This is a genomic window from Iodobacter ciconiae, assembly GCF_003952345.1.
GTDB lineage: Bacteria > Pseudomonadota > Gammaproteobacteria > Burkholderiales > Chitinibacteraceae > Iodobacter > Iodobacter ciconiae.
In genome coordinates this window covers 2,553,729-2,567,367 of the sequence record NZ_CP034433.1, presented here as the reverse complement: position 1 = coordinate 2,567,367, position 13,639 = coordinate 2,553,729, and the positions used below count along the sequence as shown (strand labels likewise).

Sequence of the window (13,639 nt, the reverse complement as noted above, 5' to 3'; positions counted from 1 at the left end):
TGACACTGAAAGTGATGTTTCACTGCGGCCGGATTTAAAAAGAAAAGGGAATTTGCCCGTGCCCAAAGGCATTCCCTTTCTTTTTTATAAATTGTTGTAATTTTGCATTAATTATTTATTTTGCATTATGTTTTTTGCACTTCCGGCGGGCTAAGTCTGAACCATGCCGCATATAAAGCCGGTAAGAATAAAAGCGTGAGCACTGTGGCGACAAATAAGCCGCCCATGATGGCAATAGCCATTGGCCCCCAGAATGTATCTCGGGTGAGTGGAATCATGGCCAGAATGGCTGCTGCAGCAGTTAGCATAATGGGTCTGAAGCGCCGGACGGCCGATTCAATTACGGCGGTCCATGCATCATCCCCGGCTGCGCGATCCTGCTCGATCTGATCCATCAGAATCACGGAGTTGCGCATAATCATGCCTGAAAGTGCAATCACTCCCAGCATCGCTACAAACCCGAAGGGCGCTTGAAACAACAGCAGGGCAATGGCCACGCCGATCAAACCCAGCGGGGCGGTGAGCAGCACCATAATCATGCGCTGGATACTTTGCAGCTGCAGCATCAGTAGAGTCATGACTACCAGCAACATCAGCGGCATGACTTTATTGATCGAAGCCTGTCCTGTGGCAGATGATTCCAATGTGCCGCCGGTTTCAATGTGATAGCCCTGAGGCAGTTTGGCTTCGATCTCCCGCACCTTAGGCATTAGCGCATTGCTCACGTCGGGGGCCTGGGCACTTCCTGCCACATCGGCACGCACCGTGAGCGTGGCGACCCGATTACGTCGCCAGATCAGACTCTCTTCGTTTTCCAGTTGCAAGGTTGCCAGTTGGGAAAGCGGTACAAATTGTCCCGATGGCAAAGGCACGCGCAGATCTTTTAAAAAGTCGAGACGGGTGCGCTCGCTGCCGGTGAGGCGGGTAACCACATCAATGCTCTGATCGGCTTCACGGTATTGCGTGGCGGTAGTACCTGAAACGGCCATTTGCAGATAAGTTGCTAATTCTTGTGAAGTGAGCCCCAGCTGGCGTAAGCGATCTTGTTTAGTGAGTAAACGAACCACTTTTACTTTTTCGCCCCAGTCGGTATGGACCTGGCGGGTATGTGGATTCTGGCGCATTGCCTCGGCCAGCTCAGCCGCAACTTGATTGAGCTTGACTGGGTTTTCTCCGCTAATACGGAACTGCACCGGATAGCCTACAGGCGGGCCGTTTTCCAGACGGGTGACACGTCCGCGTACCAGCGGGAAGTCTTCGGCAAACTTCTTGTTCAGGCGCTTATAGACGTTTTCTCTTACCTTTTCATCTTTGGTCATGACGGTGAGCTGGCCAAAGTTCAAGTTTGGCATTTGTTCGTCAAGTGGCAGGTAGTAGCGGGGCGAGCCAACACCGATATAGCTGGTGACATGTGCTACATCAGGGTCTTTCATGGCGATGGCTTCCATGCGCTTTACTTCGCGCTCGGTGGCGTCATACGAGGCGGTATAGGGCAACCACATATCGACCATCAGCTCGGGCCGTGCCGAGGCCGGGAAGAACTGTTGAGGGATAAAGAGGGCAAAGGTAGCAACAGCCACCAGAAAAGCGCCCAAAGTGGCTGCAATCACCGTTTTACGCCATGTAACGCACCAGGTGACCAGCTTGCGAAAGCGCGCGTAAAAACCTCCCTGATACACATCGTGCTCTTCATGACGCGGGGTTTCGGGCAGCAGGTGGTAGCCCATATAGGGTGTAAACACCACGGCAACAATCCATGACAGCACCAGGGCAATGCCGATCACGGCAAAGATGGAAAAGGTATATTCTCCTGCATCTGATTTAGCCAGCCCCACGGGTAAGAAGCCAGCGGCCGTAATTAGTGTTCCGGTCAGCATGGGAAAAGCGGTTGAGGTATAGGCAAAGGTGGCGGCTTCAAAGCGGCTCCAGCCTTGCTCGAGTTTTAATGCCATCATTTCTACGGCAATAATCGCGTCATCGACCAGAAGCCCCAGCGCAATCACGAGTGCGCCCAGCGAAATCCTTTGCAGCTCGATATTGAAAATATTCATGCCAAGAAAGGTGAGCAGCAGCACTAGCGGAATTGACAGTGCTACTACTACTCCGGTGCGCCAACCCAGGCTTAAAAAGCTCACCGCCAGTACAATTACGATGGCTTCCAGCAGTGATTTCATAAAAATATGGATGGCGTTTTTAACGACGGCAGGCTGGTCAGAAATAGTATGTATTTCAATACCAACCGGCAAATTACTTCTGATTTTGGCTAGGGATGCATCAATTTGCTGGCCCATCTTTACGACATCGCCTCCTTTGCGCATTGAAATACCCAGGCCAACCGCATCTTGCCCCTGAAAGCGCATTTTGGTTTGTGGCGGATCGATTGTGGCGCGAAATACCTGTGCGATATCACCCAGTAAAAAAGTTTTCCCTGCCACGGTAATTGGCAGGCTGCGCAGATGCTCTACAGCATTAAAGCCACCACTTACGCGTAAATAAATGTGCTCGTCCTTGCCTTCAATGGCCCCTGCAGGGGTGATGGTATTGGTGGCTGCGATGACTTTGTTAATTTGAAATGGCGATATACCCAGGCTGGCCAGCTTGGCGTTGGAATATTCCACATAAATTTTTTCATCTTGCTGACCAATCAATAGCGCTTTATTGACATCAGGAATGCGTAGTAACTCGGCTCGAGCAAGCTCAATGTATTTTTTTAGCTCGGGATAAGTAAATCCATCGCCGGTAAAGGCATAGAGGTTGCCATAGGTATCGCCAAACTCATCATTAAAAAATGGCCCGGCTACTCCCGGTGGCAGTTTTCCTTTGGCATCGTTAATGCGCTTTCTGACCTGGTACCAGGCATCGGCCACATTATTTTTCTGATCTTCATGCAGCATGATTGTGATCAGGGATTCACCACTGCGGGAGTAGCTTTTGGTGAAGTGGATATAGGCGATCCCTTGCAGGGCTTCTTCTAACTTATCGGTAACCTGCTGTTCCATCTCTGGTGCGCTTGCTCCTGGCCAGAAGCTTCTGACCACCATGGCTTTAAAGGTGAACTCCGGGTCTTCTTTCATTCCCAGTTTGCCATAGGCCAGAATACCGCCAAGGGTGAGCACCACCATCAGGTACAGCACGAGTGACTGATGTTTAAGCGCCCATGCTGATAAGTTAAAGCGCTGCTGAGTAAAATCGGGTTTTTGCATCGCTTTATTCTCCCTGTGCAGGCAGCAGTTTTACGGCTTGCCCCTCACGTAAGAGGTGCACGCCGGCAGTGACAACAATATCCCCTGCTTTCAGGCCTTGTACCTGTACTTGCTCGCTATTTTTGTGCTGAGTATCAATGTGCGCTTGAATAACCTTGCTTTTTACCTTAGTGTTTTCAACTAGCCAGACACGTTGCTCATTGCTTTTTCCATAAATGGCGGAGAGTGGCAGGGTCGTGATGCTTTCAGTTTTGCTGCTCTGGTTGCTTTTTACCGTGGCGCTCATGCCCAGACGAATGTCTTCTGATGGATTTTCTAATGTCACTTTTGCACGGTAAGTGCGGCTAAGCGGATCTGCGGCTGGAGAGACTTCACGGACTTTTCCATTAAAGGTTTTGCCTGGTAATGCCCAGAGGCTGATTTCAGTTTTCTGGCCAGGCTTTAAATCGGAGCTGCGCGCTTCTGGCAAATCAATAAAGACTTCGATTTCGCCTGCTTTGGCGAGTTGCACGACCGGCTGACCGGCAGCCAGCACCTGGCCCGGTTCGGCGAGCGTGGCCGTAATAACCCCATCGCTCGTTGCGAGCAGGGTGGTATAGCCTGCCTGATTTTGTGCCAGCTGTTGCTGGGACTGGGCCTGAATCAGCTGTTTTTGCGCTGCAATAACAGCCGTCTGGCGGCGGTCTACATCGGCTTGGCTTATAAACTTTTTGGCAAGTAGTTCCTGTGAGCGGGTGAGATCGAGTTCGAGCTGATCGAGCTGGCTCTGTGCTGATTCGGCCTGGGCTTTGGCTGCAGCAGCGTTGAGAATCATATCCTGCGCATCAATTCTGGCCAGTGGCGTACCGGTTTTTACTTCTGTGCCGATCTCAACCAGACGGCTAATGAGCTTACCCGGAATCCTAAATCCAAGAGCACTTTCCTGACGGGCATGCAGCTCACCGGAGAACTCCGCATGGCTATTTGCTGCGTTTGTGGCAAGGGTAATGGTACGGACAGGACGAATTTCTTCCTGAGGTTTGGGTTCTTCCTTGCAGGCGGAGAGTAGCACTGCACTTACCAGTAGCAGTGGAATTGCTTTATTCATGTGTTTTGTCCTGAAGAGGGGCGATGAGGCCGTTAAGGAGGGTATCAAGAGTGGTATTGAGAAATCTTTCGGGGTCAAACTGATCGGGCAGGCAATTGATGAGCGTGTGTCTGCTAAGCATGGCGATGATAATCGGGGAAGAGATAACTTCTATGGCATAATCTATATCGGTTACCCGAAATTCACCGCTGGCAATGCCGCGCTCCAGGATCTGGCGCAATAATTTATTGCCGGGGGCCACAAATTCTTCTTGATAAATTTTGGTGATCAGGGGGAAATTGCTGCCCTCGGTGATCATCAGTTTGGGAAATGCAGACAGCTGATTTTCGCCTATTGCTTGCCACCACGTCTTAAGCATTGCTCTTAGCAGATCAGCAGAATTTCCCTGAAAGTTTGCAAGTAATTCATGGCCCAGAGTAAGCCGCGGCAATAATATTTCACGCATTACTGCTTCAAAAATTTCTTCTTTTCCGGCGAAATAAATGTAGGGTGTGCCGCAGGTTACTCCGGCCGCTTTAGCGATATCGGTCATTTTGGTTGCGGCATAGCCCTTGCTGACGAATAGCCCCAGCGCAGCTTCCAGAATTTCCAGAGGGCGAGCTTCTTTACGGCGGGTCCAGCGTTTACATAACATGGTCAACCTAAGTTAATAAATAAATATTCATTTATTATTAGGGGGTGGCTTGTTTTTGTCAAAAATAAAGCGCGGGCATGCTTGAGAGGCTGTTAGAATTTAGCTCTCGGGTAGCTTGCCGGATTAAATATCAGCAGGCTGCAAAATCACCTGACTGGCCCATATTTCGCCGTATTTTTAACCAATAACATGTTATTGGTGCTGTAATCCGGCAAAATCTGGCCTCAACCATGCAATTTTTTGCTACGACGGCCTAAGTCCGACAGGCTGTTAGCTATGTTTTTGGATAAGCTATGACCACGATTACCCCGCAAGAAAAAGCCGAAATCCTTTCGGAAGCCTTGCCTTATATTCAGCGTTTTTTTGATAAGACCATCGTCATTAAATACGGTGGTAATGCGATGACCGAACCCGAGTTAAAAGAAGGGTTTGCCAGTGACGTGGTGCTGCTTAAATTAGTCGGGATGAACCCGGTTGTCGTGCATGGCGGTGGCCCGCAAATTAATGAATTACTTGACCGTATCGGCAAAAAAGGCGAGTTCATTCAGGGCATGCGCGTGACTGATGCCGAAACCATGGATGTGGTCGAGATGGTTTTAGGTGGCCATGTGAACAAGGAAATCGTTTCCTTGATCAATAAACATGGTGGGAAAGCGGTCGGTTTAACCGGCCAAGACGGGCATTTTATTAAGGCCCGCAAAATGTATCTGAAAGATAGCTCAGATGAGTTGCTAGATATTGGCCAGGTGGGTGAAATTGAATCCATCGATCCAACCATCGTGGCTCACCTCGACGCAGGTGATTTTATCCCCGTGATCGCGCCGATTGGCGTAGACAGGAATGGCGAAAGCTACAATATCAATGCCGATCTGGTGGCAGGCAAGCTGGCCGAAGTGCTGCACGCCGAAAAGCTGATTATGATGACTAACACGCCCGGTGTGCTTGATAAGGAAGGCAATTTGCTTACGAAGCTTTCTGCCAAACGTATCGATGAGTTATTTGCCGATGGCACGATTTCTGGCGGCATGCTGCCAAAAATTTCCTCTGCTCTGGATGCGGCCAAGAGCGGTGTGAACGCTGTGCACATTATAGATGGCCGTGTAAAACACGCGCTGCTGCTGGAGGTGCTGACCGAGCAGGGCGTGGGCACGATGATTCGTGCGAAGTGATTCTGATTAATCCGGTCGGGGCAGGCAGATTTCGTGTTATCTGCAGTTTCGAGCCGGGATTTATGCGTGTTGGTCTTGTTTTTTTGTGAAAAGTAATCTAAGTCTTTTCTTGCATGTTACGTTTGGCCTACTAAAGTTAAAGATCAAAGCCATCAGGGAGATGCCAGTATGAAGACAGCGCGCCAGTTACTCGCAGAAAAAGCCATCGATAATATTTTGTCAGTGACCCCGCAGGCATCGGTTTATCAGGCTTTACAGGTGCTTGCAGAGAAAAATATTGGTGCACTGCTGGTGATAGAAGAAAACCATTTGGTTGGGATTTTTTCAGAGCGTGATTACGCCAGAAAAGTGATTCTGATGGGCAAGACTTCGGCAGGAACGTCAGTTTCGGAAATTATGACGCGCAAATTACTCTGCGTGCCACCATCGGCCACTATCGATGAGTGTATGACTATCATGAGTGAAAAACGTATTCGCCACCTGCCGGTTTTAGATGGTGATAAGGTATTAGGTGTATTATCAATTGGTGATCTGGTACGGGAAATTATCGAAGAACAAAAATTCACAATTGCCCAGCTGGAGCAGTACATTCATTCCTGAGTCGCCTTCAGTCACCCACGAGACCAGCAAGGCTGGTCTTTTTTTACGCTGAAACAATGAAACCAGTCTGGATTTTTGATCTTGATAACACGCTTCACAATGCCGATTTGCATGCCTTTCCAGTAATTAACCGGGCGATGACAGCTTATCTTTCCCAGCATTTACAATTGAGTGAACAGGCTGCTACAGATTTACGTGTCGATTACTGGTTACGTTATGGAGCAACGATGCTTGGGCTTCGCCACCACCACCCGCACATTAATCCACGGCACTTTTTGTGTATGTCTCATCCTTTGAGCGAGCTGCTCTCGACCGTTCATCCTATGCCGGGTTTATCTGTGGCGATTCGTCGCTTGCCGGGGGATAAATTACTTTTTACCAATGGCCCGCGCCAGTATGCGATGGCTATGCTGCTGGCGTTGGAAATTGATGATTGTTTCCGCAGCGTGGTGAGCGTAGAAGATGTTGATCTGATTCCCAAGCCGCAGATTGCGGCTTATCGGCGCCTATTGGCGCGCTTTAAGCTCAATCCACGGCGCTGTATTTTGGTGGAAGACACCCTGGCCAATTTAAAAACAGCCAAGCGGCTGGGGATGAAAACGGTGTGGATTAATCCGCGCAGTTATGGGGCCGAAATGGTTGATTTAAGTATCTCTAAGCTGGGAGATATTGCCAGGCGTGGGCGGTGGCTCTATGCGGGAAAATAAAAAACTCTATTTTTGATCCGGTAACACTGGCTGAATTGTGCGTGTACTTGTGCTTGCCAAGCGCCACTGTGTGCCGAGCAATAACCTTAGCATCACGCTAATTTGCCTGATTGGCGAAGCATTTAAATGCCAAGTATCTGGCTGATAGATGTAATCAAATGTTTTCCGATCTTGAACGAGTATCGGGGGAGTGCTACGGGGTATGATTTTTGGGTATCGGGAATAGGTACGGTCTTGCTGGGGGGATTTGATGGCTCCCGATCAGCGTTGTGCCGCAGCCAGTAATCCGCCCACGGCAAAGAAGGCCGCACCGCAGCCCTGGTTAAAACGCTTGATGCGGTTCTGGCCTTGTAGCCAGCTGCCCAACCTTGCGCCGCCTGCTGCATAGGCAACTTGCCAGCCAGCCTCAATTATAAAAAAGCTGCTTAGTAAAATAGCCCATTGTTTTGCTTGTGGCTGTGTTGTATTGATAAATTGTGGTAAGAAAGCACCGGCAAATAAAATTGCTTTTGGATTTGATAGTGCAACGGTTAGGCCTAAGCGAAAGCGCCTGGCAGCTGAATCGGCCAAGGCATTGGGCATTTCTAGCTGGTCTCCGGCCCTGAAACATTGCCAACCCAAATAAATTAAATAGACTGCCCCGGCTAATTTAAAAATCAAAAATAGCGCAGCGGATGTAGCCAGAATAGTGGCCATGCCAAAGGCTGACAGCAGAAATAATAATCCCAATCCGCTAAGCGCACCGCCCATGGTTGCCAGCGTAGCTTGCCAGCCGTAGCGGGTACCGTGCGATAGCATGAGCAGCATGTTGGGGCCGGGCGTTGCCGAAATAAAAAAAGTAGTGGCAATAAAGGTCAGCCAGACGGTCATACTCATGGGATTCTTCCTTATTTCTGCTTCGCCAAGAAAGTAAGCAAAGAAGGCCGCCCCACGAAACAGGAAGGCCCCTGGGCTGTGGACAATCGAGCCGGCGGCAGGCGGGATTGGCTCGCTGCCTCACTCCCTGGCCGAAACCCCGCCCCGTTTGTTCCTCACTCCGGCGTGTTTCAAGGGGAGATTTAAAGCTCCATGCCACGATCAGTGCAAAATAATAGATAACAGGGTTTGAAAGTATTTAAAGCCTATTCAATTATCTTAATTCAAATCCTGTTTTTCTCCGTGAAACGCCGTAGTTTAAGATTTGGGTTTTCTATATTTAAATAATATTCAATCCCGGATGGTCTTTCATGGGTTTATCCAGGTAATAGCCTTGTACTTGATCAATGCCCAATTCAAGCAGCATATTAAAGATTTCTTCGTTTTCAACAAATTCTGCAATTGTTGTTTTGCCCATTTCATGCGCCATGCTCACCATACCACGCACAAAAACCTGGCTATCGTGATCACTGATTAAGTCTTTAATAAAAAAGCCGTCAATTTTAAGCACATCTGCCTTAAGTTGTTTTAAATAGGCAAAAGAGGCAAAGCCTGTGCCGAAGTCATCGAGGCATACCGTGCAGCCTGTGGCACGTAGCGCATCAATAAAGCGTTCTGCATCGCGGATATCAGAAACGGCGGCAGTTTCGGTTAATTCAACTAATAATCTGGCGGGGTCTACTTTATGGTGTTTGAGCTGCTGGCTGATATATTCCGGCATTTCCGGCTCATCAAAAGAGCGGCCGGAAACATTAATGGCAATGGATGGAATATTGGCTTTTTTTCCAAGTAGTTCGATGATGCTACGAATGACCCAGCGATCAATATCAATAATTTTTCCGGTTTTTTCAGCATGAGGAATGAACATACCCGGCATAATGATTTCACCAGGTTTTTGCATGTTTTTCATTCGTACTAAAGCTTCTAAGTGGGCTAGTTTTCGGGTTTCCGGATAGTAAATTCCCTGGAAATGCAGCTCTAAACCATCGTGTTCTAATGCCTCGGTAATCCGGTCTTTCCATGAGAGGCGGGTAATGGTTGATCTGGATGGATCGGCATCCTGGCGATACATGCGCCAGGTAGATTTGCCCGCTGATTTGGCTTGATACATCGCTGAATCGGCGTGGGCAACCAGCTCGAGCGAGTTGCTGGCGTGATTTGGAAACAGTGCTACTCCCACTGATGAAGAGGGCCGCAATACGTGGTTTTCTACTGTAAACGGGATTTGAGAGATGGAGCTGACAATTCGTTCGGCCAGTTTGCTGACTTCAAATTCATTACAATCGGGAACCAAAATTGCAAATTCATCGCCCCCCAGCCGGGAAAACACTTCGTGGCGGCGCACCTGGGCACCGATAGTTTTGGCGATACTTTTAAGTAAATCATCACCGACGCCATGGCCGAAAGTGTCGTTTACGTGCTTGAACTCATCTAGATCAAAGAAAACCAAGGCCATGGCGCTTTGTTTGCGATCAGCTTCGGATACCATCCGATCCAGCTCCTGTTGAAAGCGGTGGCGGTTATAAAGCCCGGTGAGGGCATCACGCTCGGCCAGCTTGATCATATGTTCGGAGAGCTCACGCTGCTGTGTTACATCTTCGTAAATCCACATGCGGCCATTGGCTGTGCCCTGGCTGTCCAGTACTCTGAAACCATGCTGGGTGATTACCCTGCCATCATTCATACTGAGCTCGCCGAAATCGACTTTATCGTCTGATAGCGTCAGCTCTTCCAGGTAATTGGCAATAATATCGCCTAAGGCCGGGCGGTTTTCTGCAATTTGCAGAATTTGCCCTATTGGCTTGCCGGGTAACTGATTACCTTGCCCCAGCCCCCATAAATCGCAGAATGCAGGGTTATGAAAAACAACACGATTTTCATTATCTACAAACAAAACACCAAAACGCATGGCGGAAAGTAAGGCGGTAAGCCTTGCTCTCTCCGATTCGGCACGGGCTAAATAGCTTTGACCCAAGGACTGAATCTGGCGCAATTCGATAACAGCTTTTCTTAGCGATAAGCGGTCTTCTTTTAACTCGCTGTTATCACGAATACTGGCCCGCAGGCCCAGATAATTTTCATTAGAGTCATAAATGGGCTGCCAGGATACGGATGCCCAGAAGGGCTGACCATCCCTGCGGACAGCTCTGAATTCAAAATCCTGAATAACTCCGCGATGCTCCAGGGCCTGCTTCAGGGTTTCAGTTACTCGGGTGCGCTCTTCCGGCATGGTGAGCGATAGGGGGAAATCGCCTAATAGCATGCATTCGTTGACAGAGTAGCCGGAAAGCCGTGTGACCGAGTCATTGATCCAGACCAGGCGCCCTTCTTCAGGGGAGATCCATAGCTCGGTGTTATAGGTGTAGTTGGCGATGGTATGGAATTTCTCTTCGTTCATTGTTAATGAATCGACGCGCTCTTTGATCAGGCTGGTCATTTCATTAAAGCGACGAGTAAGCCGGCTGATTTCGTCCTGGCCCAGGGGTGTTGGGCCAACCGTATTGTAATTGCCCTGAGCCGCATTTTCTGCAGCCTTAATCAGGCGGTGAATATGGCGGCTTAGCCAGATGCCGAACATACTCATCATCAGTGCGGAGAGCAAAATGCCGACAACCATGGTGATGGTATTTTGCATGAGTAGCTGATTTACGCCACCATGCATAATTTCTGTGGAAATACCAAAACGTAATTCGCCATAAGGCTCACCTGCAAATTCGATCAGTGTTACGGCATGAATAAGTGTTGGCAGGCTTTTTTCCTGAGATAGCTTATCAACGGGGGGAAGCGGCTGGGCGATATCCCAACCTCTTGCTGCAATAATTTGTTTTTTGTTATCAAGCAAAAGAATGTAGTCAATACCTTCGGCGGTGCGGATGCCTTCCAGTAAGTCCGCAGCCTGGGCCAGGTTCCCCGTAGACAATGGGGCGGCAAAGGCTGCATTCAATAGGCGGGATAATTCCTGAACACGCACTTCAGTGGCATGGTTGGCCATTTCTGACCAGACTCTCGATGTGTTGAGCAAAAGGATGACCAAAATCGCACATTGCACCAGCGTGCTAACCACGATTAAACGTGCCCGGAGCGAATTTAAAAACGGAAGGGATGCCATGCAAGCCTGTCGTGAAATTGAATGCTTAATTTAAGGTCAAACGGCCAGCATGATAAGGACGCTTGATCGTTTTTTGCTAATACATTGTGATCAAAAATTTAAACACTGCCAAACGGGATATATATTTGGCAGTGGCTTATTATCAATAATAAGCAGTAATTAAAATATCGTAAGCTTATTTACAAGTTGTATTTAGTTTCTCAGCTGTTTAATAAATACTTTGGAACGCCTCTGGTAATTGTAGAGCTGCTTTCTTTCCATAGGTAATGCATCAACGGTTGCCAGGACAAAACCGCGCTCTACAAACCAATGAGCGGTGCGTGTTGTTAATACAAATAATTCACGTACACCTAGGCTTCTGGCGTGCTGTTCTATATGTTTTAGCAATTGTTCTCCCCGATTGGCGTCCCGATAGTCTGGATGAATCACCAGACAGGCCATTTCTGCCATATGGCTTTGGGGAAACGGATACATCGCTACGCAGCCTACAATCTTGCTATCGTGTTCCAGTACCGAGTAGCGGTGGATTTCACGCTCCAGCAGTTCACGTCCGCGTTTAACCAGTACACCGTCGTCTTCCAGTGGCTCGATTAGCGCCAATACGCCGCCCACATCATCAATTGTGGCTTCACGCATAGTTTCGAGTGAATCACGGGAAACCATGGTGCCGATCCCATCGTGGGTAAATAATTCTTTCAGTAGAGCACCATCCACATGATGGCTGACCAGATGTGCCCGTGCCACCCCGCTTCTGACGGCTTTGATTGCACAGGGAAGATAAAGGCGGATGTCTTCATGCGGGTGAGGATGGGTGCTCAGAAACTGGTCTGCCTGTAACGCAGTGAGCTCTGTCAGCAGCTCGCCGGCTAAATCTTCCACACCTTGCTGGCCTAATAAAAAAATCAGCTTGTCAGCACGTAAAGCAATGGCTGCACTGGTGGCGACGTCTTCAAGCGGCACATTAAAGACTTCGCCTGTGGGTGAATAGCCAAGGGTAGAGAGCAGAACCAGCTCGCCATCATCAAGACGATAGCGGATCGCCGTGGTGTCTACCTTGCGTACTTCACCGGTATACATCAGATCCAGGCCGTCACGAATGCCCATGGGTTGTGCCGTAATAAAGTTGCCAGCAGAAACACGGATGTCGGCATTGGCCATGGGTGAGTTTGCAAGACCCATTGAGAGCCATGATTCAATTTCTACTCTTACCTGTCCTACTGCCTGAATGACGCACTCCAACGTCTGGGCATCCGTTATACGTAAGCCGTGATGGTAGCGTGTTTCCAGGCCACGCTCTGCGGTACGGGCTTCAATTTGTGGCCGTGCACCGTGCACCACAACCAGGCGTACACCAAGGCTGGTCAGCAAATTGATGTCATGGGTAATCGTGGCAAATTTGCCATCCCGAACCACTTCTCCACCTAAGGCAATTACAAAAGTGCGGCCGCGGAAGGCATGGATATAGGGGGCGGCCAGGCGAAATGACTGGACGAACTCATCGGCTTGCATGGTATTCCTAAGAAAATGATGTGCTTTGTGCAGAGGATAACGTCAGCTAGAAAAATATAAAAGGATTGCTGTGTCTATATTGTAAAGAAGCCACCGATAAGGAGCTTCGCTATGTTTGCATTTGTCATCTGGTTGGGCCTGATCTGCATTCTATTTACTGTTCCTGGAGCAAAGGCGTTTGAGTGGCAGGGGAGCACAGTGCAAGGTGTACCACCTCAGAATGTAAAACAGCACCCTTTATTTAGAGTGGAGTGGCGCGCGGATTTACCCTGGTCATGGTATGAGAGTAGAACAGCCGGAAAGCCCAGCCCGGGGTTGGTGCTGGGCGCAGGCGTGTGGCGTGGAGGAGATCGTAATCCAGGTGAGTTATTTATTACACCGGAGCTTCGTTACGAGTGGGCGGCTACCGAGCAGGATTTACAGTGGTTCGTTGAGGCGGGCGTCGGCAGGCATGTGCTTTCGCGCACGGATTATGCAAAAGGTGGCGCTTTTAGTACGGCTTTTCAATTTGGTGAACAATTGGGAGCAGGTGTGCGTTTTGGTGAGAAAAAAACGCAAGATTTAATGTTTTTGTATAAGCGCGGTTCGAATACAGACATCAAAATACCCAATTATGGCGCTGATTTTTTTGTGTTGAAGTATGGATTTAAAATGTAAAGAGGTACTGTCCCGAATGATGGATGTTGCCTGGCAAAACTTGGGGCAC

The 13,639-nt window shown here is 49.0% G+C and carries 10 protein-coding genes; 4 read left to right on the top strand and 6 right to left on the bottom strand.

Going from position 1 to position 13,639, the window contains the following annotated elements:
- Window positions 1-125: 125 nt before the first annotated feature.
- From EJO50_RS11070 to EJO50_RS11060, 3 genes are read right to left on the bottom strand one after another with little or no spacing between them, the layout of a single operon-like run.
- Window positions 126-3,203 (bottom strand): efflux RND transporter permease subunit, encoded by a 3,078-nt coding sequence (locus EJO50_RS11070; protein ID WP_125974178.1) that lies wholly within the window; start codon window positions 3,201-3,203, stop codon window positions 126-128.
- Window positions 3,204-3,207: 4 nt separating this feature from the next.
- Window positions 3,208-4,290 (bottom strand): efflux RND transporter periplasmic adaptor subunit, encoded by a 1,083-nt coding sequence (locus EJO50_RS11065; RefSeq protein ID WP_125974176.1) that lies wholly within the window; start codon window positions 4,288-4,290, stop codon window positions 3,208-3,210.
- Entirely contained in the window at window positions 4,283-4,924 is a 642-nt protein-coding gene (locus tag EJO50_RS11060; RefSeq protein ID WP_125974174.1) for a TetR/AcrR family transcriptional regulator, read from the bottom strand. The genes EJO50_RS11065 and EJO50_RS11060 overlap by 8 nt, the downstream gene beginning before the upstream one ends.
- 293 nt (window positions 4,925-5,217) lie before the next feature.
- On the opposite strand from EJO50_RS11060, the gene argB reads away from it, so the two are divergent.
- From argB to EJO50_RS11045, 3 genes are all read left to right on the top strand, one after another.
- Entirely contained in the window at window positions 5,218-6,093 is an 876-nt protein-coding gene (gene argB, locus EJO50_RS11055) for an acetylglutamate kinase (protein ID WP_046352625.1), read from the top strand.
- Between the two features lie 168 nt (window positions 6,094-6,261).
- Complete coding sequence (locus EJO50_RS11050) at window positions 6,262-6,693, top strand: CBS domain-containing protein (protein ID WP_125974172.1); 432 nt, start codon at window positions 6,262-6,264, stop codon at window positions 6,691-6,693.
- Between the two features lie 56 nt (window positions 6,694-6,749).
- The gene (locus tag EJO50_RS11045; RefSeq protein ID WP_125974170.1) at window positions 6,750-7,400 is read left to right on the top strand and encodes a pyrimidine 5'-nucleotidase; all 651 of its coding nucleotides are present in this window, start codon (window positions 6,750-6,752) and stop codon (window positions 7,398-7,400) included.
- 261 nt (window positions 7,401-7,661) lie between these two features.
- On the opposite strand, the gene EJO50_RS11040 is transcribed toward EJO50_RS11045, so the two are convergent.
- From EJO50_RS11040 to argA, 3 genes are all read right to left on the bottom strand, one after another.
- Entirely contained in the window at window positions 7,662-8,276 is a 615-nt protein-coding gene (locus EJO50_RS11040; RefSeq protein ID WP_125974168.1) for a LysE family translocator, read from the bottom strand.
- Window positions 8,277-8,595: 319 nt separating this feature from the next.
- Window positions 8,596-11,424 carry a bifunctional diguanylate cyclase/phosphodiesterase gene (locus tag EJO50_RS11035; protein ID WP_125974166.1) on the bottom strand — a complete coding sequence of 943 codons (2,829 nt, stop codon included), beginning with the start codon at window positions 11,422-11,424 and terminating at the stop codon, window positions 8,596-8,598.
- Window positions 11,425-11,616: 192 nt separating this feature from the next.
- Complete coding sequence (argA, locus tag EJO50_RS11030) at window positions 11,617-12,933, bottom strand: amino-acid N-acetyltransferase (RefSeq protein WP_125974164.1); 1,317 nt, start codon at window positions 12,931-12,933, stop codon at window positions 11,617-11,619.
- Between the two features lie 111 nt (window positions 12,934-13,044).
- On the opposite strand from argA, the gene EJO50_RS11025 reads away from it, so the two are divergent.
- Window positions 13,045-13,590 carry an acyloxyacyl hydrolase gene (locus EJO50_RS11025; protein WP_125974162.1) on the top strand — a complete coding sequence of 182 codons (546 nt, stop codon included), beginning with the start codon at window positions 13,045-13,047 and terminating at the stop codon, window positions 13,588-13,590.
- Window positions 13,591-13,639: the final 49 nt, after the last annotated feature.

Excerpts from the sequence above, each read along its gene's own strand:
- EJO50_RS11050 (WP_125974172.1), top strand. The coding sequence starts at position 6,262 with ATGAAGACAGCGCGCCAGTTACTCGCAGAAAAAGCCATCGATAATATT.
- argB (WP_046352625.1), top strand. The coding sequence starts at position 5,218 with ATGACCACGATTACCCCGCAAGAAAAAGCCGAAATCCTTTCGGAAGCC.
- EJO50_RS11065 (WP_125974176.1), bottom strand. The coding sequence starts at position 4,290 with ATGAATAAAGCAATTCCACTGCTACTGGTAAGTGCAGTGCTACTCTCC.
- EJO50_RS11070 (WP_125974178.1), bottom strand. The coding sequence starts at position 3,203 with ATGCAAAAACCCGATTTTACTCAGCAGCGCTTTAACTTATCAGCATGG.
- EJO50_RS11035 (WP_125974166.1), bottom strand. The coding sequence starts at position 11,424 with ATGGCATCCCTTCCGTTTTTAAATTCGCTCCGGGCACGTTTAATCGTG.
- EJO50_RS11045 (WP_125974170.1), top strand. The coding sequence starts at position 6,750 with ATGAAACCAGTCTGGATTTTTGATCTTGATAACACGCTTCACAATGCC.
- EJO50_RS11060 (WP_125974174.1), bottom strand. The coding sequence starts at position 4,924 with ATGTTATGTAAACGCTGGACCCGCCGTAAAGAAGCTCGCCCTCTGGAA.
- EJO50_RS11040 (WP_125974168.1), bottom strand. The coding sequence starts at position 8,276 with ATGAGTATGACCGTCTGGCTGACCTTTATTGCCACTACTTTTTTTATT.
- argA (WP_125974164.1), bottom strand. The coding sequence starts at position 12,933 with ATGCAAGCCGATGAGTTCGTCCAGTCATTTCGCCTGGCCGCCCCCTAT.
- EJO50_RS11025 (WP_125974162.1), top strand. The coding sequence starts at position 13,045 with ATGTTTGCATTTGTCATCTGGTTGGGCCTGATCTGCATTCTATTTACT.